Origin of the sequence: Paraburkholderia sp. GAS42, from assembly GCF_050436565.1 — a bacterium.
In the GTDB taxonomy this organism is placed as follows: domain Bacteria; phylum Pseudomonadota; class Gammaproteobacteria; order Burkholderiales; family Burkholderiaceae; genus Paraburkholderia.
The window spans coordinates 21,508-44,476 of sequence record NZ_JBNDML010000026.1 but is presented as its reverse complement, the minus strand read 5'-3'; the positions used below and the strand labels follow the sequence as shown (position 1 = coordinate 44,476).

Annotated in this window: 22 protein-coding genes; 9 read left to right on the top strand and 13 right to left on the bottom strand. The window is 63.6% G+C overall.

Annotation, left to right across the window (positions count from 1 at the left end; translation table 11 throughout):
* Nucleotides 1-24: 24 nt before the first annotated feature.
* Nucleotides 25-759, top strand: coding sequence for a histidine utilization repressor (gene hutC, locus P3T16_RS29675; protein ID WP_429344998.1), 735 nt, complete (start codon nucleotides 25-27; stop codon nucleotides 757-759).
* Nucleotides 760-795: 36 nt separating this feature from the next.
* Here hutC (P3T16_RS29675) and hutC (P3T16_RS29670) read toward each other — a convergent pair whose 3' ends face one another.
* From hutC (P3T16_RS29670) to P3T16_RS29630, 9 genes are all read right to left on the bottom strand, one after another.
* On the bottom strand, nucleotides 796-1,488 hold the full coding sequence (gene hutC, locus P3T16_RS29670; protein ID WP_429344997.1) for a histidine utilization repressor: 693 nt from the start codon (nucleotides 1,486-1,488) through the stop codon (nucleotides 796-798).
* A gap of 143 nt (nucleotides 1,489-1,631) precedes the next feature.
* Nucleotides 1,632-3,257, bottom strand: a complete 1,626-nt coding sequence (locus P3T16_RS29665; protein WP_429344962.1) for an HAL/PAL/TAL family ammonia-lyase — start codon at nucleotides 3,255-3,257, stop codon at nucleotides 1,632-1,634.
* Between the two features lie 8 nt (nucleotides 3,258-3,265).
* A complete protein-coding gene (locus P3T16_RS29660; protein ID WP_429344961.1) occupies nucleotides 3,266-4,057 on the bottom strand; it encodes an ABC transporter ATP-binding protein in 792 nt (263 codons plus the stop codon).
* Nucleotides 4,058-4,081: 24 nt separating this feature from the next.
* On the bottom strand, nucleotides 4,082-4,834 hold the full coding sequence (locus P3T16_RS29655; RefSeq protein WP_429257265.1) for an ABC transporter permease: 753 nt from the start codon (nucleotides 4,832-4,834) through the stop codon (nucleotides 4,082-4,084).
* Nucleotides 4,835-4,850: 16 nt separating this feature from the next.
* Complete coding sequence (locus P3T16_RS29650; RefSeq protein WP_429257264.1) at nucleotides 4,851-5,573, bottom strand: ABC transporter permease; 723 nt, start codon at nucleotides 5,571-5,573, stop codon at nucleotides 4,851-4,853.
* 154 nt (nucleotides 5,574-5,727) lie between these two features.
* Nucleotides 5,728-6,588 (bottom strand): transporter substrate-binding domain-containing protein, encoded by an 861-nt coding sequence (locus P3T16_RS29645; RefSeq protein ID WP_429257263.1) that lies wholly within the window; start codon nucleotides 6,586-6,588, stop codon nucleotides 5,728-5,730.
* A 420-nt stretch (nucleotides 6,589-7,008) separates the two neighbouring features.
* Entirely contained in the window at nucleotides 7,009-7,686 is a 678-nt protein-coding gene (locus tag P3T16_RS29640; protein ID WP_429344960.1) for a methyltransferase family protein, read from the bottom strand.
* A 12-nt stretch (nucleotides 7,687-7,698) separates the two neighbouring features.
* On the bottom strand, nucleotides 7,699-8,532 hold the full coding sequence (locus P3T16_RS29635) for an arylamine N-acetyltransferase family protein (RefSeq protein ID WP_429344959.1): 834 nt from the start codon (nucleotides 8,530-8,532) through the stop codon (nucleotides 7,699-7,701).
* Nucleotides 8,533-8,703: 171 nt separating this feature from the next.
* Nucleotides 8,704-9,381: a hypothetical protein gene (locus P3T16_RS29630; protein ID WP_429257260.1), complete on the bottom strand. Its 678-nt coding sequence runs from the start codon at nucleotides 9,379-9,381 to the stop codon at nucleotides 8,704-8,706.
* Between the two features lie 522 nt (nucleotides 9,382-9,903).
* Here P3T16_RS29630 and P3T16_RS29625 point away from each other — a divergent pair.
* The 6 genes from P3T16_RS29625 (at nucleotide 9,904) to P3T16_RS29600 (ending at nucleotide 17,923) form a co-directional block, all read left to right on the top strand.
* Nucleotides 9,904-11,421, top strand: coding sequence for a carbohydrate porin (locus tag P3T16_RS29625; RefSeq protein WP_429344958.1), 1,518 nt, complete (start codon nucleotides 9,904-9,906; stop codon nucleotides 11,419-11,421).
* An 84-nt stretch (nucleotides 11,422-11,505) separates the two neighbouring features.
* Complete coding sequence (locus P3T16_RS29620) at nucleotides 11,506-12,666, top strand: hypothetical protein (protein ID WP_429344957.1); 1,161 nt, start codon at nucleotides 11,506-11,508, stop codon at nucleotides 12,664-12,666.
* A gap of 5 nt (nucleotides 12,667-12,671) precedes the next feature.
* Complete coding sequence (gene efeB / locus P3T16_RS29615; protein ID WP_429344956.1) at nucleotides 12,672-13,961, top strand: iron uptake transporter deferrochelatase/peroxidase subunit; 1,290 nt, start codon at nucleotides 12,672-12,674, stop codon at nucleotides 13,959-13,961.
* A gap of 121 nt (nucleotides 13,962-14,082) precedes the next feature.
* On the top strand, nucleotides 14,083-15,105 hold the full coding sequence (locus tag P3T16_RS29610) for an iron ABC transporter substrate-binding protein (protein WP_429344955.1): 1,023 nt from the start codon (nucleotides 14,083-14,085) through the stop codon (nucleotides 15,103-15,105).
* 10 nt (nucleotides 15,106-15,115) lie between these two features.
* Entirely contained in the window at nucleotides 15,116-16,714 is a 1,599-nt protein-coding gene (locus tag P3T16_RS29605; RefSeq protein ID WP_429344954.1) for an ABC transporter permease, read from the top strand.
* A 120-nt stretch (nucleotides 16,715-16,834) separates the two neighbouring features.
* Nucleotides 16,835-17,923 carry an ABC transporter ATP-binding protein gene (locus tag P3T16_RS29600; RefSeq protein ID WP_429344953.1) on the top strand — a complete coding sequence of 363 codons (1,089 nt, stop codon included), beginning with the start codon at nucleotides 16,835-16,837 and terminating at the stop codon, nucleotides 17,921-17,923.
* Here the strand turns inward: P3T16_RS29600 and P3T16_RS29595 are convergent.
* Nucleotides 17,908-18,780, bottom strand: coding sequence for a LysR substrate-binding domain-containing protein (locus P3T16_RS29595; RefSeq protein ID WP_429344952.1), 873 nt, complete (start codon nucleotides 18,778-18,780; stop codon nucleotides 17,908-17,910). The genes P3T16_RS29600 and P3T16_RS29595 overlap by 16 nt on opposite strands.
* Nucleotides 18,781-18,885: 105 nt before the next feature.
* Between P3T16_RS29595 and P3T16_RS29590 the strand changes: the two genes are divergently transcribed.
* Nucleotides 18,886-19,812, top strand: coding sequence for a DMT family transporter (locus P3T16_RS29590; RefSeq protein ID WP_429344951.1), 927 nt, complete (start codon nucleotides 18,886-18,888; stop codon nucleotides 19,810-19,812).
* Nucleotides 19,813-19,818: 6 nt separating this feature from the next.
* Here the strand turns inward: P3T16_RS29590 and P3T16_RS29585 are convergent, their stop codons facing one another.
* The 3 genes from P3T16_RS29585 to P3T16_RS29575 all read right to left on the bottom strand — a co-directional run bounded on the left by P3T16_RS29585 (nucleotide 19,819) and on the right by P3T16_RS29575 (nucleotide 21,963).
* Entirely contained in the window at nucleotides 19,819-20,124 is a 306-nt protein-coding gene (locus P3T16_RS29585; RefSeq protein ID WP_429257252.1) for a Txe/YoeB family addiction module toxin, read from the bottom strand.
* Nucleotides 20,081-20,374, bottom strand: a complete 294-nt coding sequence (locus P3T16_RS29580; RefSeq protein WP_429257523.1) for a type II toxin-antitoxin system Phd/YefM family antitoxin — start codon at nucleotides 20,372-20,374, stop codon at nucleotides 20,081-20,083. The genes P3T16_RS29585 and P3T16_RS29580 overlap by 44 nt, the downstream gene beginning before the upstream one ends.
* A gap of 290 nt (nucleotides 20,375-20,664) precedes the next feature.
* Nucleotides 20,665-21,963: an MFS transporter gene (locus P3T16_RS29575; RefSeq protein ID WP_429257251.1), complete on the bottom strand. Its 1,299-nt coding sequence runs from the start codon at nucleotides 21,961-21,963 to the stop codon at nucleotides 20,665-20,667.
* Nucleotides 21,964-22,190: 227 nt separating this feature from the next.
* Between P3T16_RS29575 and P3T16_RS29570 the strand changes: the two genes are divergently transcribed.
* Nucleotides 22,191-22,967, top strand: coding sequence for a GntR family transcriptional regulator (locus tag P3T16_RS29570; RefSeq protein WP_429344950.1), 777 nt, complete (start codon nucleotides 22,191-22,193; stop codon nucleotides 22,965-22,967).
* The last annotated feature ends 2 nt before the right edge of the window (nucleotides 22,968-22,969 follow it).

Below are 22,969 nucleotides of genomic sequence, written 5' to 3'. Positions count from 1 at the left end.
GCAGCGCAGAGCCCGGCGAACGGCATCGCCGCGGCACCACCGGCCACGCGCTATGAGCAGGTCAAGCGCTATATCCGCGACACGATCGAATCCGGCGCGCGACGACCTGGCGACCGCATTCCATCGGAACTCGATCTCGTAGCATCACTCGGCGTATCGCGGATGACGGTGAACCGCGCGCTACGCGAACTCACGAGCGAAGGACTACTCACACGTGTATCGGGCGTCGGCACATTCGTGGCTGAAACAAAGCCACAGTCGACGCTCCTCATGATCGCCCATATCGGCGACGAGGTCCGCTCACGCGGACACGAATACACCTACGACACGCTGCTCACGCAGCGCGAAACCGCGCCGGCCGTTGTATCGAATGCATTGGGACTTGCGCCGGGCGCATCGGTGTTTCATGTGATCTGCGTGCATCGCGAGAATGGATTACCGGTGCAGCTCGAAGACCGCTACGTCAACCCCGCGATTGCACCCGACTTCATCCACCAGGATTTCTCTTCCGTCAGACCTTCGGAATATCTGTTCGCAACCGTACCGGCACATGATATCGAGCATATCGTCGACGCTGGACTCCCGACGCGCGCCGAAGCCGCGTTACTCGAAATCGCGCAGGAAGAGCCGTGTCTGACGCTCGTGCGGCGCACGTGGACGAGCGGCGTTGCGGTAACGTTCGCGAGATTCGTGCATCCGGGGTCGCGCTATCGGCTCGGGTGCCGGTTCACGCCCGATACGTCGCAACGCCAGGGCTAGAGCCAGCGTGAGTCGTTAGTCACGCACAAAAAACCGTCACACGTGCCCGGCCAGATGGAAACGTGACGCCGGATGCCACAGACGCACCGACGTCGCCACATCGGCGCCGACCCACGTCCTGCGCCATAGCAACAGACACGGTTCCCCGATCTCCATCATCAGATGACGCCGCACGTTCGCGTCCGGCTTCTGCGCGTAGATGCGAAACTCCGCGCGCTGGATCGGCGCGACGCGCACCATGTAGTGATTCGGTGTCTCGATCGTGAAGTCCTGCTGGAGATACTCAGGAAACACCTTCGGGTTCACGAAACGATCTTCATACTGGATCGGCTCGCCTTCTTCGGCGTGCACGATGCACGAATGAAACGCCGGCCCCGCTTCGAGACCGAGCGCCTCCAGTGAAAGCGGGTCGTCGCTGGGCTCGAGCGTCAGCACCCGCGCCGTGTGGCGATGGCCGCGCGCGGAGATTTCGTCGGCAATATTGCGGATCTCCAGCACGGTCGACTCATAGCGCTGCGGCGCGACGAACGTGCCCGAGCCTTGCACGCGCGTCAGCACCCGCTCGGTGGTCAGTTCGCGCAGCGCACGCGAGACCGTCATGCGCGCCACGCCGAACTCCTTCACGAGTTCGGTTTCGGACGGAATCAGCCCGCCGGGTTTCCAGACGCCTTCTGCGATGCGCTTCACCACGTAGCGCTTGATCTGCTCATAGGCAGGCAACGCTCTCATCGATACGACCGCGCCAGCGCTGGCCGTTCGATCCTGTTCTAGTTCTGGTTGCTCGTTCAGATTCACGTCGACCTCGTGGGTTGTACGCAATGCGCCAGACAGCTTGCCGGTTGGGCCGCCACTGGGTCAATCAACCGGTCGGTTCAACCGGCGCTCGCCACCGAATGTGAATCGTTTGCCGCGATGCTGGCAGCGTCGGTGGCGGTTATGTTTGTGTTGCTGGTGAGCGTGAAGTCAGGGGCGTCTGCGGGCGGCGTCGCGGGCTTGCCCGGCGTCGGAAAAGGCGGTGGCGCGGCGTCGGCGATCAGACGGAACGCGGCGGCCATGTCGTCCGCGAGTGGGCGGTCGTCACGATACGTCGGCACCAGGCCGCGCACGCGACGCCACAGTGCATCGGTGTGCGGCGCACGCGACGCATCGATGGTCTGCAGGTCATACGCCTGCGCGGCGGCCAGCAGTTCGATCGCGACGATACGGCCCGCGTTTTCGATAATTTCAAGCGCCTTCAAGGCAGCGGGCGTCGCGTGACACAGATGATCTTCCTGCAGGCCCGACGTGATGCCACCATCGAGACTCGCCGGCGCGGCAAGCCGCCGGTTCTGCGCGACAAGCGAAGCCGCCGTGTACTGCGCGATCATGAAGCCGGAGCATGTGCCGCCAGGCTCCGCGAGAAACGCGGGCAAGCCGCTCACCAGCGGATTCACGAGCCGGTCGAGACGACGCTCGGCCATCGCGGCGACCTGCGCGATTGCGGTGGCGAGACTATCCATGGCCAGCGCAATCGATGCGCCCACGGCATGCGCCTGCGAATACACACGCGGCGCGTCGGGCGTGCCGGCGACGATCGGGTTATCGGTGATCGAAGCGAGTTCACGATTGACGACGTCCACAGTCGCGGAGAGTACGTCGCGCGCCGCGCCGTGGACATGCGGAATGGTCCGCATGCTGAGCGGGTCCTGTGTGCGCTGTCCAACAACCGCAGCGAGAATGCCGCTATCAGCAAGCGCATTGCGCATCCGTTCGCCGACGACGTTCAAACCGGGCGACACGCGCAGCGCGAGCGAATCGGCGTCGAACGCGGCAAGCTGTCCACGCAGGTTCTCGAAGCTCATGGCCGCGACGGCGTCGGTCCAGTCGAGCAGACGTTCGGCGCGCGCGAGCGCCAGGGCAGCAAGACCCGTTACGCAGGGCGTGCCGTTAATCAGGCTTAAGCCCTCTTTCGCTTCGAGTACGAGCGGTTCGAGCCCGAGCCGCCGCAGCGCCTCGCGGCCGGAAATGCGTTCACCGCGATGCCGCGCGTGCCCTTCGCCGATGCACACCAGCGCGATATGCGCCATGTGACTTAGATAGCCGACTGAACCAAATGCCGGCACTTCCGGCAGGCAATCGGCATCGAGCAGCGCGACGAGCCGGTCGGCGACTTCGAGCCGGATGCCGGAATGGCCGTGAGCGAAATTATTGACTGCTGCTGCGATGATCGCGCGGGTTTCCGCGGCGCACAGCGGCGCGCCGACACCCACCGCATGGCTCATCAGGATATTGCGCGACAGCGTGCGCTGCTCGGATGGCGAGACGATCACATCGCACAACGCGCCAACGCCAGTATTCACGCCATACGCGCGAATCCCGCGCTCGACGATCTGTTCGACGAGCACACGCGCCGCCGCAATGCGCGCGCGGGCATCGGCGGACAGTTCGAGCGGCGCGCCGGCGGCGATCGCCGCAACCTGGCGCCAGTCGAGAGGACGATCGGAACGGATCACAGCCATGATATTGCTCAGTTTGCAGTACGGTGATGGTGGCTCGAAACGAATTGCTTGAAGCGCTCGGATTTGAGTTCGCCGAAGACTTCGTTCGGCGTGCCATCCGCTTCGACCTGTCCTTGATGCAGGAACATCACGCGATTCGACACGTGGCGCGCAAAGCCCATTTCGTGCGTGACGACCAGCATCGTGCGGCCTTCCTCAGCGAGCGAGCGCATCACGCGCAGCACTTCGCCGACGAGTTCCGGATCGAGCGCCGAGGTGGGTTCATCGAACAACATGACCTTTGGATGCATGGCGAGCGCACGCGCAATCGCGACGCGCTGCTGCTGGCCGCCTGAAAGATGCGCCGGATAGTGGCCACGCTTTTCCACGAGACCGACCTTTGCGAGCAATGCTTCGGCTTCTTCGATCGATTCGGCGCGCGTGCGCTTCAATACCCGCATCGGGCCTTCGATCAGGTTTTCGAGCACCGTCATGTGCGACCAGAGGTTGAAGTTCTGGAACACCATGCCGAGCTGCGAACGAATGCGATCGACCTGACGACGGTCGCGCGGCTGCAGCTTGCCGTCGCTGCGCCGCTTCATCTGGAGTTCTTCGCCCGCGAGCGAAACCGAACCGTCGTCCGGCGTTTCCAGCAGGTTCAGGCAGCGCAGGAAGGTGCTCTTGCCCGAGCCGCTCGCGCCGAGGATCGAGATCACGTCGCCTTCGTGCGCGTCGAGCGAAATGCCCTTCAGTACGTGATGCTCGCCGAACGACTTGTGAATGTTCTTGACCGACAATGCAACGGGTGCCGTAGCGTTCATGTGATTCTCCAGAATGACTGCCGTTCAGGGTGCGGCACGACGTGCTTCAGTGGTGGCGGAAACCGGGCGTTGCGCCGCTGCGGGCGGCGCATCGCGCAGGTGGCGCGACAGGCGGCGTTCGAGCAGACCGAGCAGACGCACGACAACAAAATTCAGGAACAGATAGATCAGCGCCGCGCAGATGAACACTTCGGTGGTGCGATAGGTCTGCTGGATGATCTGTTGCGCGACGCCTGTCACTTCCCACACGGTGACGAGACTCGCGAGCGCCGTCGATTTGACGAGCAGCACTGCTTCGGTCGAATACGCCGGCAGGCACTGACGCAGCGCGATCGGACCAATCACCCGACGCAGCAGCGAGAAGCCCGACAGGCCGATCGAGTACCCTGCCTCGATCTGTCCGACCGGCACGGCCATCAGACCGCCGCGAATGATCTCGGCCGTATAACCCGCGGTACACAATGCGAGCGAGAGCACCGCGCACATATACGGCTGGCGCAGGATCGGCCACAGGAAGCTCTCGCGGATCACGCCGAACTGGCCGAGCCCGTAGTACACGAGAAACAGCTGGATCAGGAGCGGCGAGCCGCGAAACACGAGAATGTAGGCGCGAGCGAAGCGGTTCGGCAACCAGTGCGGGGACACGCGCATCGTCACGATCACGAGCGACAGCAGGCCGCCCAGGATCAGCGACGAAAAGAACAGACCGAGCGTGACCGGCACAGCGCCGAGCAACTGGCGCACCGTGTCGAGGAGGAAATCGAAGTCGAAATGCATGATGTCGGTGTCCCTGTCAGTTGCGCGCGAAATTGCGCTTGAAGGACCGGCCGACCCGCGCTTCTGCGTGGTTGAAGACACGGTTCGAGATGCCCGTCATCAGCAGATACAGCGCGCCGCCCACAACGAAGAAGGTGAAATATTGATGCGTCGAACCCGCCGCGATCTGGCTTGTGCGCAGCAGTTCGGCGAGGCCGGTGACGGAAATCAGCGCCGAGTCCTTGAGGCTCAGCTGCCACACATTGCCGATGCCCGGCAACGCGAAGCGCAGCACCTGCGGAATCAGGATGCGGCGCGCGACCAGCAGCGTCGGCATGCCGGTGGCACGCGCCGCTTCGAGTTCGCCTTTCGACACCGCGAGCACCGCCGAGCGATAGACCTCGGCCTGATACGCGCCGGAAATCATCCCGACGGCCAGCGCGCCGATCACGAACGGCGGCACGCCGACAAAGCCTTCCGCGCCGAACCACTGCCCCACCGTGGTCACGAGCGTCGAGCCGCCGAAGTAGAACAGATAGATGACGAGGAGTTCGGGCACGCCGCGAAACACCGTCGTATAGAAATCGCCGATGACGCGCAACGTGCGATGGCGTGACAGTTTGGCCGCGGCGACCAGCGCGCCGAACACGGCTCCAACCGCGAGCGCCGCCAGCGTCAGCCCGACGGTCATCAACGCCGCGAGCAGCAACACGCCGCCCCAGCCTTCCGGCCCGAAGCCGAGCATCTCGATCAGAGCCATTCGCTACTCCTCAACCAGTACGATCGATGAACCGACGGTTCGCGTGGCACGTGCGCCGCGCGAACCGTTACAGCCATACAGCGTTACCGCAGGGTTGCGTGCTGTGTGTGCGGGTTGCATCGCACAGTGCAGCCCTGTCATATCGCGTTGCAGATCAAGGCGTGACGTCGGTCTTGAACCACTTGTCGGCCAGCTTCCTGACGGTGCCATCAGCCAGCGCGGCGCTGATCGCCGTGTCGAATTTCGCTTTCAGATCGGCGTCCTGCTTGCGGAATGCCAGGCCTTCACCCGGACCCCAGATCGGGCCGCCGATCTTCGGTCCAGCCAGGATGATCGACGCGTTTTCTTTCTTGTCCATGTTCGCGGCGTAGTACGTCACGTCGTCGAACGAAGCGTCGATGCGGCCCGCGACCAGATCCAGATCGCGTTCCGGCGAAGTCTTGTAGACGCGGATCGTGGCGACGTCCTTGAAGCCGTCGTTGATGAATTTAGTGTAGACGGTGCCCGACTGGATACCGATCGTCTTGCCCTTCAACTGCTTGCGCAGTGCGTCGACGGTCGGCTGGTCAGTTTTCGGGTCGCCAGTCAGCTTGACGGGCGCGGCGGTGGGCGAAGCTTTCGCCAGCACTTTCGGGTCGGTCACAGCGAACGTGGCCGGCGTGGCCGCATACGGCTTCGAAAAAGCGATGATTTTTTCGCGCTCAGGCGTGATCGAGATCGCGTCCATCAGCACGTCGAACTTGCCGGCCTGCAGGCCCGGGATCATGCCGTCCCAATCCTGGGCGACGAGATTGCACTGGATCTTGATGCGCGCGCAGAGATTCGCGACCAGTTCCGGCTCGAAGCCGCCGAGCTTGCCGCCCGGCAATGTCAGGTTCCACGGCGCATAGCCGCCTTCGAGTGCAATCGTGACCGATTTCCATTCTTTCGCCTGCACAGGCGCCGCGAGAATCGCAGCCGTGCCGAGAACTGCGCCAATCAATGCCTTTGCCAACGTAGTGCGCTTGACCTTCACGTCGAATCTCCTTTGATTGAGGACCACCAGACCACCGGTCAAGCGATCACCCGCCCGGCGAATTTGTATAGACAAGTCTGCACGAGACAAAAAGCAGTCGCAAGAAAATTTGTCGAAAATCGCGGAAAGTTGGGGTAAGCCCTATGGATAAAGGCCTTTAAGGCGGGTCGAGGCGCGGGATAGTCACAACGGCAGTGGGGAGATTCGCGCCGGGATGGGGCATTTTGTCTAGACAGGTTGATGTGATGGTGCAGACAATGCTTCAGGCTGGAGCGTCAAGGTACGTCCCGCATTCGACAGGCTTCACCGCTCCCGGCAGCCAGGCCCAGACGGACGGGATTTATCCACGATTGTCCCCAAGCACCCGCTTCGGCATCCGCCGCAGTGCCGCCCGCTGGATCACCGGATCATTCAGCCAGCTCACCACACGCCCGGCAACAACCGGTATCTCACCCGCCCGGCGTACTCCGCGTAACCCGGCAACTGCGCCGCCAGCATCCGCTCTTCCATGACCGCCCGCCAGCCGATGCCGGCCACAAGCAAAGGCACGCACGCCAGCCCCCACCACGAGCCGAGCAGCAACGGCGAGCCGATGAAGAACAGGATCGCCGCCGCATACATCGGATGACGCACCCACGCATACGGGCCAGAATCGATGACCTGATGCCCGCGCTCCGTCTGCACCTTGACGACCGGCGCCGCAAAACTGTTCGCGCGAAACACGAACCACGTCATCCAGACGCACAGAAACATCGCGAGCGCGCCCGCGATGTTCAACCATGGCGGCACGAACGACCACTGCCAGCGACGCGCATCGAGCGCCATCAGCACGAGCCACGCGCACCACACGACCGCGACACAGGCCATGAACAGCTTGTCCCACCCGCTCTGGCCGCGCTGCACGAGCGGCTTGAGACGCTCTTCGAGCAATCCTGGATCATGTCGCGCGAGCCGCAGGCCGATCCATAACCCGAGCGCACCCATCTCGGCCAGGTAGCACCAGCCAGCCGGCCACGCCCATGTGCCTGCCGCGCCGAACAGCAGAACGCCCATGCCAGCGAGCCACAACACCGTCTGGACAACGAGTCGCGTAATCATTGTGTTATGTGCCTACGTACGCAGCACGGCGCGTCCCTTCACGCGCTCGAACACACGGCCAGGATCAATATCGCCTGTATCGATGCCGAAAAGGCCGCGCAGAACGTCCGCGAGTTCGCTCGCATCGGCGATCGGTCGCTCGGTCACGTGGCCGTCCTTCGTACGTTCCGTCAGACGGTCGTCGAAGAGCGTCGCGCGACCGCCCGGCACCACGCGCGTCACCACCAGATCCGTCGTAAAGAACGATTCGGGATACGTCGACGTGTACCAGTTGCTCACTTCGTAGTCGATCCATTCCACGCGGTTCAGATCGAAGCGATAGACCTTCGCCCATGTCTCGCCCGCCTGCAGTTCGAGGTCGAATGCGCCGTGCGATGCGTCAGCGAGGCGGAACGGTTCGAGTGTCGTCTGCTGCGTTTCGCCAGCGATGAGGCGCAATGGCGACGTCAACGTCGCCGAGCCGAAACCGACGTCGGCCATCCACGCACTGCCATCGAGATCGACGCGCATCAGCATGTGCGTTCGCGGCGGCACGGCGTCGGGATCACGGCCCCACAACACGCGCGCAATGAGCGGCGTGACTTCGAAACCGAGCTGCATCAGCACGTGCGCGAAGAGCCGGTTCTGCTCGAAACAGTAGCCGCCGCGACGACGCTCAACCAGCTTGTCGACGACTGCGGCAAGATCGAGCGAAACACGGCGACCGGTCAGCGGATCGAGGTTTTCGAACGGGATTGCGTGCGCATGTAGACGCTGCAGATCACGCAGGACGTCGAGGGTCTGCGCGCGCGGCCCGGTGTAGCCGATACGCGCGAAATAGCGGTCGAGGTCGAGTGGGTTGGCCATCGGGGTCTCCTGCCCGGTCGCATCGAGGGAATTGAACGCGTCACGAACGCCTGGCGAACGCGTTACGGAAATGGATCATAACCTTGGGCAACGCGACCCGCTGCCCGCGCTGCCCGTTTCCCCGGCGCGGAAAACGCGCCGGGGAAAGTTGGGAACGACGCGCCGCGCGGCTTACTGGACGCCCTTCAACGCACTCGTCGCGATCGACGGCACCGATATGCCATGACTCGACGCGAACTGCACGGCCGCGCTCAATGTTGACATCAGCGATTGCAACTGGCCCGGTGCGGACTGCGCGATATATGAGGCGGCCTGAGCCGTCTGCGGATTCAGCCCCGACTGCAGCAGCGACGATGGGCTCATCTGCCCGACACTGCCCAGCCCTGACTGCAGGCTCGAATACTGGCTGACGCCCTTGCCCAGCGACGAGAGTCCGTCGGTGAATGCCTGCTTGTTGACTGGCGTACTGGACGACGCGCCGCCCGCGAAAGCCTGCGTCAACGTCTGCGACAGCGACTGCTGCGTGCTGCCGACCTGCGACAGCGTACTGGCCGAAGGCACGCCGCCGCTGAGCAGACCGGCCGCCTGCTGCGCCTGACCGGCCGCACTGCCAAGACCCATTGCCGACGCAAGGCTCGATTGCCCGCTCAGCACCTGCTGGTTGGCGCCGACATAGTTCTGAAGTAGCTGCGTGACGCCGCCCGACGAAGGCGCCGCGCTGTTCGCGGCGTTTCCGCCGCCGCCAATGCCGAACTGCTGAAGGTTGAGCTGCGCGTGAGACGCGCCGCTCGCCAGCAGCCCTGCACCGGCAATCAACGACAACGAGAGCGAGAGGATGCGTTTTTTCATGTGTATCTCCTGACAGTAGCCTTTCGTGGCAATCGTGCGCTTCGACAGCACGCTGACGGCAGCGTTCGGCCGCCTGGCCATCCCGCTGATGCAAAGCAACGAAGGCACATGAAAGTTATAGCGTTTGCCGCACCGCCGACGGCGACGTTTTCGTCTGAGTTGAGATTCATCGGCGACGCCTCACGCTGGTGTAACGGTTTCCAGCGAACATGCGCTACTTCATGCGCCCATATCTGACCGGCAAAACCCCAAAAATCCAGCCAATCCTTTCTTTTTAATTACATTTATATTTCCTGACAATTACGGAAAAGCGGCTTTTATCGCCGTTCGTCAATCTCTTGTATAAATTTAAGTAATGTCTATGCGAATCATTCTCATTTGTGTTGACTGAGCTATGCGGGGTGCGTACGATTCTGCTTATCCGCAGTGCGTCATGTCGTCGACCGCTGCTGCGATCTGGCGTCCGACCTTTGCCTTCCATCTTGCAGATCGTCACGCAAATACCAACAAACAAGGATTTCGATGAAGCTCGTCCGGTCCACACGGCTCGCTCGTGAAGCGCGTTCGCGTGACGAAGCCCGACCGCGCACTCGCGCGATGCGCGTCCCGCCCCTCCGCAGGGCGGCGTTCTGTACGGCGTTCGCGTTTGCGACATTAAGCGGTGGAGCTGCATTCGCAGCCGCCAGCCCTGATGCCACGCCTGAAGCGCCTGAAGCCGACCTGAACATCAAGGCGCAACCCGCCGACCAGTGGACCGGTGTCTGGACACGTCAAACGCTCCTTGGCGATATGGGCGGGTTGCGTCCGTGGCTCGGCAAATACGGCGTGACGTTTGGCCTCACCGAAACCAGTGAATATCTCGCCAACCTGCGCGGCGGCCTCTCGCGCGGCGGCGATTACGATGGTCTGACAACAGCCACCGTCACCGTCGATACGCAGAAGGCGTTCGGTCTTCAGGGCGGCACCTTCAACGTCAGCGCGCTGCAGATTCACGGCCGCAACCTGAGCGCCGACCGGCTCGGCACGCTGAACACGGCGAGCGGCATCGAGGCACAAGGCGCGACCCGTCTGTGGGAAATGTGGTACCAGCAGTCGTTCCTGAACAAGCGGCTCGACATCAAGGTCGGTCAGCAAAGTATCGACCAGGAATTCATGACGAGCCAGTATTCGGCGCTCTTCGTGAACACGATGTTCGGCTGGCCGGGCGTTCCTTCGTACGACATGCCGTCGGGCGGTCCGGCGTATCCGCTGGCTGACCTCGGCGTACGCGTGCGCGGGCAGATCACGCCTTCGCTGACGGCATTGGCCGGCATCTATGACGGCGATCCGCTCGGCAACGATCGTGACAACCTCAGCGGCACGAACTTCAACCTGCACAACAGCACGCTCTTCATCGGCGAGTTGCAGTACGCGATCAACCAGCCGGCTGACGGCGAAATGGTCGGTATGGGCAAGACCGGCCTGCCGGGCACGTACAAGATCGGCGTCTGGTACAACAACGGCCGCTTCGCCGATCAGCGCTTCGACAACACGGGCGTTCCGCTCGCCAACACGACCCTCTCGACCGGCACGCCGCAGTCGCATCACGGCGACTACAGCATCTATGCCGTCGCTGACCAGATGGTGTGGCGTCCCGATCCGGACGAGCCGCGCAGCCTCGGCGTGTTTGCGCGCGTGATGGGCGCGCCGGGCGATCGCAACCTGATCAGCGCGAGCGCCAACCTCGGCATCGTGATGAAGGCGCCGTTCCAGGGTCGCGACAACGACACCGCGGGCATCGCGCTGACGTACATCAAGGTCGGCAGCCACGCACGCGACTTCGACCGGGACAGTCTCGCGTTCACCGGCGGCCCGTACCCGATCCGCAACAGCGAAACCGTGCTGGAAGCGACCTATCAGTATCAGGTCACGCCATGGTGGCAGCTGCAGGCCGACGCGCAATACACGTTCAACGCAGGCGCGGGTCAGAACCCGAACGACACGACCCAGGCACTGCGCAATACGTTCGTGGTCGGCGTACGAACCAACATCACGTTCTAACGCTTTCCCTGACAGAACCCTACGAACCCTACGCATTCGATCATGACGGAATCAATGTTTTGCGCGAGCGGCACGGAGACATACATGACCTTCCCCACGCGCCAGGCTGACCGCCGCACGACGGGCACTGTCCGCGCCACGCTCACCGCCGCGCTGACCTTCGCCGCGCTGTTCGCAGCGGGCGCTGCACAGGCGGAACCGAAAGGCTTCCTCGAGACGCTGAAGCATCACGAGACGCTCATTAACACCGTGCCCGATAACGGCGACCAGAACCCGTACGCTGTCGTCGTCGCGCCGGTTTCCATCGGCACGATCAAACAGGGCGACGTGCTGGTCGGCAACTTCAACAACGCAACGAACCTGCAGGGCACCGGCAGCACGATCATCCATTACCACCCCGACACGAAGCAGATGTCGACCTTCGCGACCATACCGCGCGACCTGAAGGAATGCCCGGGCGGCATCGGCCTCTCGACCGCGATGACGATGCTGAAATCGGGCTGGGTGATCATCGGCAGCACGCCGAGCAATGACGGCACCACCGGCACCAAGGGCGCCGGCTGCCTGATCGTGCTCGACCCGCAGGGCAAGGTTGCATCGACCATCGTCAGCCCGAACATCAACGACCCGTGGGGCAACATGGCCGTCGTCGATAACGGCACGAGCGCGACGCTTTTCGTGAGCAACGCGGGCTTCGGCGTCGGTGGCGCGGATGGCAACCCGCCGGTGTTCAAGCAGGCCACGGTGCTGCGCCTCGAACTCGACATTCCCCAGGGCAAGCCGCCGGTCGTGAAGAACGAAACGGTCGTCGGCAGCGGCTTTGGCGCGCAGGCAGACAAGGGCGTGTTCCTCGTCGGGCCGACGGGCCTCGCGCTCTCGAATGACCGGAAGCTGCTGTATGTATCCGACGCGACGGGCAACCGCGTCACCGAGATCGACGATCCGCTGACGCGCGATACGAGCGCGGGCGTCGGCCGCCAGCTGACCGCCGACGGACTGCTGCATCGGCCGCTCGCGATGGTGACGGCGCCGAACGGCCACCTGCTCGTGACAAACGCGCTCAACGGCCAGGTCGTCGAAATCGATCCGGTGGAAGGCAAGCAGCTTTACGCACGCTGGATCGACACGGACAAGGCGCAATCGCCGCCGGGTAATGGCGACCTGTTTGGCATTGCAATGACGCCGGAAGGCGACGGTTTCTACTACGTACAGGATGACGTGAACACGCTCGTGCTCGCGAAATAAGCATCATGGCAAACGACCACACGCCCCCATCGCGCCCGTCGCGACGCGGGTTTCTCAAGGCAGGCGGCGCCGCGGTAGCGGCCGGCGCCGGCCTCGGCACGACAGGCGTCGCGCAGGCCGCGCCCGGCAAGACGCATGCGGACGATCCGCAGCACGCTGTCGAGCCGTTCTTCGGCGCACATCAGGGCGGCATCGTCACGCCGCAGCAGAGTCACACGTATGTCGCGGCCTTCGATCTGACGACCGAAAAACGCGATGACGTGATCGGCCTGCTGCGCGCATGGACCGACGCCGCTGCACGCATGACGCAGGGCGCGACCGCTGCCCCGCTGGGCACAGCCGACGATAAGTCGGCCGCCGATTCGGGCGATGTCCTCGGGCTCGGTCCGCAGGGTCTCACGATCACGTTCGGCTTCGGTCCCGGCCTCTTCACGCAGGACGGCAAGGACCGCTATGGCATCGCGAATCGCCGGCCGGCCGCGCTCGTCGATCTGCCGCGCTTCAACGGCGACCAGCTGATTGAGCAGAAGACCGGCGGCGACCTCTATATCCAGGCCTGCGCGAACGACGCGCAGGTCGCGTTTCACGCGGTGCGGCAACTCGCGCGCATGGGTTACGGCGCGATCCAGATGCGCTGGGGTCAGGCGGGTTTCCTGTCGGGTCCCAAAGGACAGACGCCGCGCAACCTGATGGGCTTCAAGGACGGCACGAACAACCCGTCGACGGAGAAGCCGTCGCTGATGAACCAGTTCGTCTGGGCCAGTGCCGCCGACGCGCCATGGATGCAGGGCGGCACATACACCGTCGTGCGCCGGATCCGCATCACGCTCGAACACTGGGACCAGATGCAACTCGGGTTCCAGGAAGAGGTGTTCGGCCGGCACAAGTACAGCGGCGCACCCATCGGCATGAAGAACGAGCTCGACGCGCTCGATCTCAAGGCCGAGGACAAGGACGGCAATCCGGTCATCGCGCAGAACGCGCACGTCCGTCTGTCGAATCAGGCAACCAACAATGGTGCGCAGATTCTGCGCCGCTCGTATTCGTACAACGACGGCACGAACTTCTATATCGAGCGGTGGCCGCCATGGCGCCAGGAAACGGAATACGACGCCGGCCTGATTTTTATCGCGCATCAAAGCGATCCGCGCACCGGTTTCATTCCGATCAACGACAAGCTCGCGAAGTTCGACTTGATGAACCAGTTCACGACACACGTCGGCAGCGCGGTGTTCGCGTGTCCGCCGGGCGCGCGACAGGGTTCGTTTATCGGCGCGGGCCTGTTCGAGACGTAAGGGGGGCGGGCTGCTTTTACGTTTTACGGCCCGCGAACCGCGTACGCCGGACGCACAGAACGCATTAAACACATTGCACGCAACACACATCGAATCATTACATCAAGGGGATAGAAGGATCATGGCTCAATCATGGTTTCGCGCGCGCTTCAGCGCGTCCTGCATCGCGGCCGCACTGTCGCTCACGCTGGCGGCGCCTGCCGCGCACGCTGCGTCGATCGTGCTGTACAGCGCGCAGCACGAGCAGGTCGTCAACATGCTCGCGAAAGATTTCGAAAAGCAATCGGGCATTTCGGTGAAGATCCGCAACGGCGAAGGTCCGGCACTCGCGGCGCAGCTCGTCGCGGAAGGCTCGGCCACACCGGCTGACGTGTATTTCACGGAAAACTCGCCCGAGCTGATGCTGCTCGAAGAAAAAGGCATGCTGACCAAAGTCGATCCGTCGACGCTTGCAACGATTCCGGCGCGCTTCAACTCGCCGTCGGGCCAGTGGGTTGGCGTGACGGCGCGTGAGAGCGTCCTCGCGTACAACACGACGAAAGTCCAGCATTCGCAGTTGCCGCCGTCGCTGTTCGATCTGGCGAAACCTGAGTGGAAAGGCCGGATCGGCATCGCACCGAGCGACGGCGACTTTCTGCCGCTTGTGAGCGCCGTGCTCGCGCTGAAGGGCCAGGAGCAGACGCTGCAATGGCTCAAGGGCCTGAAAAAGAACGCGCAGATTTTCGATGACGACGAAGGCGTGATCGCAGCAGTCAACCGCGGCGGCGTGGCCACGGGCATCATCAACAATTATTACTGGGCACGCCTGCACGCCGAACTCGGCGACAAGGCTACGCGCAGCGCGATCTATCACTATGGCAATGGCGACGTGGGCGCACTCGTGAACGTGTCGGGCGCGGCCGTGCTGAAGACCACGCACAACGCGGATGGCGCGCAGCAGTTCCTGAAGTATCTGGTCAGCGAACGGGCGCAGACCCTGATGGCGAAGAGCCACGTCAGCTACGAATATCCGCTGCATGCAGGCGTTGCAGCTGATCCGGTGCTTAAGCCGCTAGCGGAACTGACGCCGCCGACGCTCACGCTCGAACAGCTTGGCGACGACAGCCAGGCTGGCAAGCTGCTGCGTCAGGCAGGCCTGCTGTAATGATCGATCGATGAGCGAAATCATCATTGCCGCTACAGCGGCTCCCGCACCGGCGCGCGTCCACAGACGCGCGCCGCGCGGTCTGCTCGCGGCAGCCGCACTCAGCGCCTTGCTGGTGCTGCTGCCGCTGGCGTTTACGTTTTATCGCGCAACGACGTTCGGCTTCGACGAGGCGATTGAACTCGTGTTCAGACCGCTCGTCGGCGAGCTGTTCGTCAATACGCTGCTGATTACCGTGAGCGCGACGCTCGCAGCAGCGGTGATCGGCACGGCCGCTGCGTGGTTCGTCGAACGCACGCATGTGCCGGGACGTCGCGTGTGGGCGGTGCTCGCCGCCGCGCCGCTTGCGATGCCGGCGTTCATCACAAGTTACGCGTGGGTGTCGCTGAGTCTCGATCTGCAGGATTTTGCGGGCGCGCTGCTCGTCATTACGTCCGCGTATTTTCCGCTGGTGTATCTGCCGGTTGCCGCCGCGCTGCGCGGTATGGATCCGGCGCTCGAAGAAAGCGCGCGCGCACTCGGCTGCGGACGCTACGCCACCTTCATGCGCGTCGTGCTGCCGCAACTGCGCCCCGCCCTGCTCGGCGGGATGCTGCTCGTGGCACTCGGCGTGCTATCCGAGTTCGGCGCATTCCAGATGCTGCGCTTTCGGACCTTCACGACCCAGATCTACGCCGAATTCCGCACGAGCTTCGACAACAGCGGCGCATCGTTGCTCGCGTGCCTGCTGATCGCGCTGTGTCTCGTGTGCCTTGCGCTCGAATTTCGTGTGCGCGGTGGTGCGCGGTATGAGCGCGTCGATCGCGGGGCGAGACGCGCGGCCCTGCGCTATGACCTCGGCAAGTGGCGCTGGGTCGTTTCGGGCGGCTTCGCGACGCTCGCCATTGTCACGCTCGGCGTGCCGCTCGGCATGATCGGGTTCTGGCTCACACAGGAAGGCGCAGCGGCTGTCACGCCGACCGAAGTGTCGCCGGAACTGCTGTTCAACGCGACGGTGTCGTCGCTGGGCTTTGGTCTCGCCGCCGCGATCGTGACGACGCTGCTTGTCATTCCGCTCGCGTTCCTGCTGGTCCGTTTTCCGGGACGCCTCGCAACGGTCTTCGAACGCACCGTGTTTCTCGCGCAGGGCGTGCCCGGGCTTGTGATCGCGCTGGCGATCGTTTCGCTTGCGGTGCATGCGCTGCAGCCGCTGTATCAGAGCTCGACGCTGCTCGTTATCGCGTACGCAATCCTGTTCATGCCGCTCGCGCTCGTCAGCGTGCGCGCGGCGTTGCTGCAGGCTCAGCCGCGTCTTGAGGAAACCGCGCGGGCGCTCGGTCTGAACTGGACGCAGACATTTGTCCGTGTACTGCTGCCGCTCGCCGGGCCCGGGCTGGGCGCGGCGGCATCGATGGTCTTCATTTCGGTTGTCACCGAACTCAACGCGACCCTTCTGCTCTCGCCAATCGACACGCACACACTCGCCACGCAGGTGTGGTCCGATACGTCGACGCTCGCGTTTGCCGCCGCCGCGCCGTATGCGGCGCTACTGACGGGTATTTCGCTGTGCGCATCCGGCGTGCTGTTTGCGCTGCTCGGCCGCTCGGCGCTGCTCGGACGCGATGGATAGCCTGCAATGCGCAGCAAAGCACACGGCATGGCGCGACGACCCGGAATCGACGCATAATTGCTGCGCAACGACGCACGCATGACAACGCACAGGCACCCCGCCCCTTTTTATCCGGTTCACATGAGCAATCTTCGTATCAGCGGGCTGCACAAATCCTTCGACGGCCACGCCGTGCTGCATGGCGTCGACCTGTCGGTCGAGCGCGGCACGCTGCTCGCGCTGCTCGGCCCGTCCGGCAGCGGCAAGACCACACTTCTGCGGGTGCTATGCGGCTTCGAGCGCGCGGACAGCGGCGTCGTCGAAATCGATGGCCGCCGGGTTGCGGGCGACAACCTGCATCTGCCGTCCGAACAGCGGCGCATCGGCTACGTGCCGCAGGAAGGCGCGCTGTTTCCGCATCTGTCCGTGGCGGACAACATCGTGTTCGGCTTGCCGCGCGGACAGCGTCGCGCGCAGCATCGTGTGGCGGAACTGCTGGAACTGGTTGGATTGTCCGCGAACTACGCGAACCGCGCACCGCAGCAGCTTTCAGGTGGCCAGCAGCAGCGTGTGGCATTGGCCCGCGCGCTCGCGCCCTCGCCAACGCTCGTGATGCTCGACGAGCCGTTCTCGTCGCTCGATGCCGCGTTGCGACTCGAAACACGTCAGGCGGTAGCGAATGCGCTAGCCGCGGCGGGTGCGACGGCGGTGCTGGTCACGCACGATCAATCGGAAGCGTTATCGCTCGGGCGCGAAGTTGCCGTGTTGTGGAACGGCAAGCTGATCCAGACCGCGACGCCCGAAACGCTCTATCGACGCCCCGTCTCGCGTGAACTCGCTTCGTTCATCGGCGAAGCGGTGCTGCTGCCAGGTGTCGCGTCGCGCGATGTCGCCCGGTGCGCGCTGGGTGAGCTGAAGCTGTCGACAGCCGTTGCCGATGGTCCGATCGATGTCATGGTGCGGCCCGAACAGATTTACGTGCTTCACGCGGAAGACGTCACACGTCATGGCAAGCCCACGTTCAGCGCAATCGTGCGCGAAGTGACCTTCAATGGCCAGGACGCGAGCGTCGTGTTGCAGTTGCAGGACGAATCTGGCGCCGTGGGTTCAGGCGCGCCACCGGATGGAACCGTCATTCGCGCCCGCGTGCCGGGCTATCGCAGCCCGCAGCCAGGTGAACGCGTGCGACTCGCTGTCGACGGCGAAGTGACGGCCTACGCGCGCGTCTGACTCCGCATCGACAGATCCTGCATCATCTGCGCGGCGAGATAGTCGCAGGTCGGCCGGTCGGATTTCGCACTGCGCGCGACGACGATCTCCAGGGGTTCGATCGTCGGCAGACCCTGCGCCTCGCCATAAATCGCCAGCCGCGACGGCACGCTGCAGCGCGCTAACGCCACGACGGCAAGTCCAGCATCGACGGTCGCCACAAGACCAAGCAGGCTCGCGCTGCTGTACGCGGCGCGATACTTGATGCCCGCACCATTAAGCGCCGCAAGCGTGTGCGCCCGCGCGACACACCCGTGCTCATACAGACCCACCGGCAGCGGCGACGTCGCCAGCACCGACGTATCGTCGGGCGCGCCGACCCACACCATATCCTCACGACGCACCAGGTCGCCGCGCAGCTTGCGGTCACGCGTGACGAACGCGAGATCGATCTTGTTGTCGGCCAGCATCGGCGCGAGCGCGGTGCTCTGCGCGCAGACGATCTCGATCTCGACGCGCGGATACAGGGTCGAAAAGCGCCGCAACACGGGCGACAGGAGTGACGACACGTAATCGTCCGGCGCGCCGAGTACAACGCGCCCGGTCACGTCCGGCCTCGCGATCGCCGACCACGCCTCCTCGTGCAGATCGAGCATCCTTCGCGCGTACTCAAGCAGCGTGTTGCCGGGACGCGTCAGCGCGAGATTGCGCGTGTCGCGCATGAAAAGCGTCGTGCCCAGCATGCGCTCCAGCCGCTTGATCTGCATGCTGACGGCCGCCTGCGAACGGTGCACCGTCACCGATGCCTTCGTGAAACTGCCCGCTTCCACCACCGCAACGAAAGTGCGCAACAGATCGACATCGAACTCGGGATGCATGATTCATCAATTTATCTTATGGAATTTCTCAATTTAATTCGTTTGTGAGCGATCGGCAAGTCCTCGATACTAGGTTCGTCAACGCATGCGAAGGAGCCGGTTAACATGAACATCACCGAACGCCAGCAGGGTGCCGTCACACTGGCAGCCGGCGGACTGTTGATGGGCACCATCGGGATCTTTGTCGAGGAAGCGCGGCTCGGCGCGCTCACGCTGGTCTTTTTCCGCTGCCTGTTTGGGTTTCTCGCGCTCTTCGCGTATTGCGCCTGGAAAGGCTTTTTCGCGCGCCGCTATTTCACGCGGCGCACCGTCGTGCTCGCCGTCGTGTCAGGCATGCTGATGGTCACGCAATGGGTCTGGTTCTTCGATGCAATTCATCGCACGAGCATTGCCGTCGCGACGGTCGTCTTTCATGTGCAGCCGTTCTGGGTCGTGCTGATTGGCGCGGCGCTGTTTCACGAGCGGCTCGGCATCGACCGGCTCGGCTGGATCGCCACCGCGTTTGTCGGCCTCGTGCTTGCTTCCGGCATGATGGCGAGCGCAGGTGTGCAGGGGCACGCGGGCTATCTGACTGGCATCGGCGAAGCCCTCGCCGGCTCGGTGCTGTACGCGAGCGTCACGTTGATCGCGAAGAGCCTTGGCGATATGCGCCCGCACCTGCTGACGCTCGCGCAGTGTTTTGTCGGCGTGATCTGCCTGCCGTTTATCGCGCCGCTCGCAGCCGTTCACATTTCGCCGCAGCAGTGGTTCTGGGTGATCGGAATGGGCGTGCTGCATACCGGGCTCTCGTACGTGCTGATCTACGGCGCGTTGCCCAGGCTGACGACGCCCGTCATCGCCGTGCTGCTGTTTGTCTATCCGCTAACGGCCATTGCCATCGATGCGCTCGTGTACGGCCGCGCGCTTTCGCCGATGCAACTCGCCGGCATGGCGTTGATTGTGGCCGCGAGTCTCGGCGTGAATCTCGGCTGGCCACTGCTTTCGGTTGTGCTGCCGGATACGCGTGCACGTGCCGGGCGCCACGCCGACTGACGCTGTTCAGTCGCCGTAGTGAAAGCGGCAGGCGATCACGTAGATCAAACCGTCTTGCGGTAGATAGACCAGACGGTCGGCCCGCGTGATTCGCCTCGACCAGAAGCCCGTCAGATTGCCAACGAGCGGCTCGGGTTTGCCGGTTCCCGTAAACGGATCGCGCCGGCATTCCTCGAGCAGCGCGTTGATGTTTTGCAGGACCTTCCGGTCCGCCTGCTGCCAGTGCAAATAGTCTTCCCACGCTTCGTCAGTAAAGGCGAAAGCGGTGTCAGCCCTTGCGGCCTCTTTGTTGCGGCTCTTCTGTTTGCTCATTGTTCAGCAGGTTGCGTGGAATCGCCTTGCCAGCCTTGACCTGGGCGATGGAACGCGCAAGCCGTTCGGCGTTTTTCGGGGAGCTCAGCAGATACAGCGTTTCCTGCATCGCGTTGAAATCCTCGAGCGACACCATGACCACATGCTCACCGCTTTGCCGCGTAATCATCATCGGCGTGTGGTCGCGGCATACGTCATCCATCGCCTGCTTGAAGCCGGCGCGCGCCTCGCTATAAGTTAGGACGTTCATTTTTGGGTTCTCGACCTGAGTGGTTTCGCTCCGGTCGCTCCTGTCAGATTGGGTTGGCAGCGCTGCTTTCACAGGCCTCCCTTCGGGCACCCTTTCGGGACAATTGCAGCTTTCCATCGGGATCGCTCATTGTACAGAACACCGTACAACAAGACAATCGCCGCCAATGCAACGCCTGCCTGCAACCTTGAGGCAAAGCATGGCATCTGGCGGCGGCCGGTAACAGTCAGCCGATCAGCCAACCGCAAAGTAACGGCGGTGCGGCGTATTAGGCCCGCGCCGCCGCCCGTTCACTGTGGCAACACCTCCCCTCTGGTCTCCGGCGCGAACGGAATGATGAACAGACCGATGACGAAAGCGGCCGCTGTTATCGCGACCGGTATGCCGAGCGTATGCATGTTCAGCACGGCGGCGCCGAGCAGGAAGTTCACGCCCGCGCCCACGAACCGGCCGAACGACGTGCAGAACGCAAACGCGGTCGCGCGCACGCGGGTTTCGAACTGCTCCGGCAGCCACAGGCTGAACAGCGCGAAATTGCCACCGAAGAAGCCGAGCACCACGAGCCACGCGATGAACGGCGCCAGTCCGTTCGGCAGATAGAACGCCCAACCGAACGCCCCGACGATCGACACCGCCATCCCCGTGAAATAGATCGCAAGCGTATTCTTGCGTCCGATGCGTTCAGCGAGCGGCGGCAACGAGAGACAGCCGATGATCGTGGCGATCGAAAGCAGACCCGTCGCGATCGACGCCATCTTGATCGCCTCGGGTTTCGCCATCCCGGCCTTCGTCGCGAGCTGGATCACCGCCGACGGTTCGTACACCGCGCCGGCCCACAGCCCGATGATCGCGATCGTGAGCAGCGCGCACGCAACCCACGTGCGGCGTCGATATGCCGGCCCGAGAATCTCGCGCAACGGCTTGCTGTGCACGGTGCGCGCTTCGGCTTTCGTCCACTTCTCCGGCTCCTTCACGCGCAGCAGGATCAGGATCGCGCACACGACCGGGACCGCGCCCGTGAGGAACATCGCGCGCCAGCCGTAATGCACGCCGATCGTGTAGTTCAGTGCGGCTGCGAGGAAGAAGCCCGCGTAGTAACCCGTCTGCAGATAGCCCGCGCCCATCTTGCGTCGGTCTTCCGGCCACGCTTCGGCGACGTACGTACCCGCCAGCGCCCATTCGCCGCCGATTCCGACACCTGCAATGAACCTGTAGATGCCGAGTTCCCACACGTTGTGTGCGGTCGAGGCGAGCCCCGTGAAGATGGCGAACGTGAAGATCGTGCCGGCCAGCACCTTCGTGCGGCCGAAGCGGTCGGCGAGCGGACCCCAGATAAACGACAGCCCCCAGCCGACGAGGAATAATGCGAAAAGAATCGAGCCGGCAAGGCCTACGTTGGCCGGCGTCGCGGCATACCCTGAGCGCGGTAGCAGCTCGGTGAGCGCGGGCGTGAGGACGAGCGCGTAGATGAACGAGTCCATCCCGTCGAGCGTCCAGCCAGCCCACGCGCCCCAGAAGCCTGCAATCTGCGAGCGATTGAGCGGTGTGCGATGTCGCGCGCCTGCCGCGCGGTCCGTCAGTGAATTCATCATGCTCCTCCGGTAATGCGGTTGGAATACGTGCTTCTGAACGACCGTGCAGCGGGCCTGCGAGGCGAAAGCCACGCGACCTTGCCGCCATGATGCGGGCATCGACTCACAGACGATGCAGCTGGGCGCGACGGCTTGCCGGCCTGGCTGGATGACTGTTGACGGGTCGAGGCACCCGGGTTTCTCCTGCTGGAGAAAACATCATTTCATATATAATATTTGATCTCATGAGCGAAGCAACGAGTGGTTTTCCCTTACACGGCGGCAGGCAGGCCTCCCTTCTTCCGGAGGCCGCTGCACCGCGGGCCAGTACGTCACGTGTGATCGCGGACGCGCTGCGCGCCGCGATCGTCGACGGTACGCTGGCGCCTGGCGCGCCACTGCGGCAGGACGCGATCGCCCGGCATTTCTCGGTCAGCGCGATTCCGGTTCGCGAGGCGCTGCGTCAGCTGGAAAGCGAAGGCTGGGCCAAGGTCGAGATGCACAAAGGCGCGACGGTCGCGCCGCTCTCGGCAGCCGAGGCGCGCGAAATCTATGAAATCCGCTCGGCGCTCGAAAGTCTTGCGATCGGGCTTGCCATCCCGGCGCACACCCCCGCGACGCTGCTCGAATGCGAAAGGCTGTGCAAGGCGGCCGAGCTCGAATCCGATCCGTCGCTGTACGCGGCCCGCAACCGCGCGTTCCACATGAGCCTCTACGCGCCCGCGGCCCGTCCGCAACTTGAGGACCTGATGGCAACGCTGCACCGGCGCGGAGAACGCTATCTCCGGCTCAAACTGGGTCTGCCGAGCTATAAGGGCGAATCCGACCAGGAACACGTCGCCTTGCTGGACGCCGTGCGTCAGCACGACATTCCCGCGGCACAGAAGCTCGTCGTGCGCCACCTGCTTGACACGGGCGAACTGCTTTATCGTTTCATCACCGAGCGCGTCGAGGCCGAGGCCGCGCAACCGAAAACCCGCAAGCCGCGCGCTTCACGCGGTTCGATCAAAACCGGGAGTTGAAT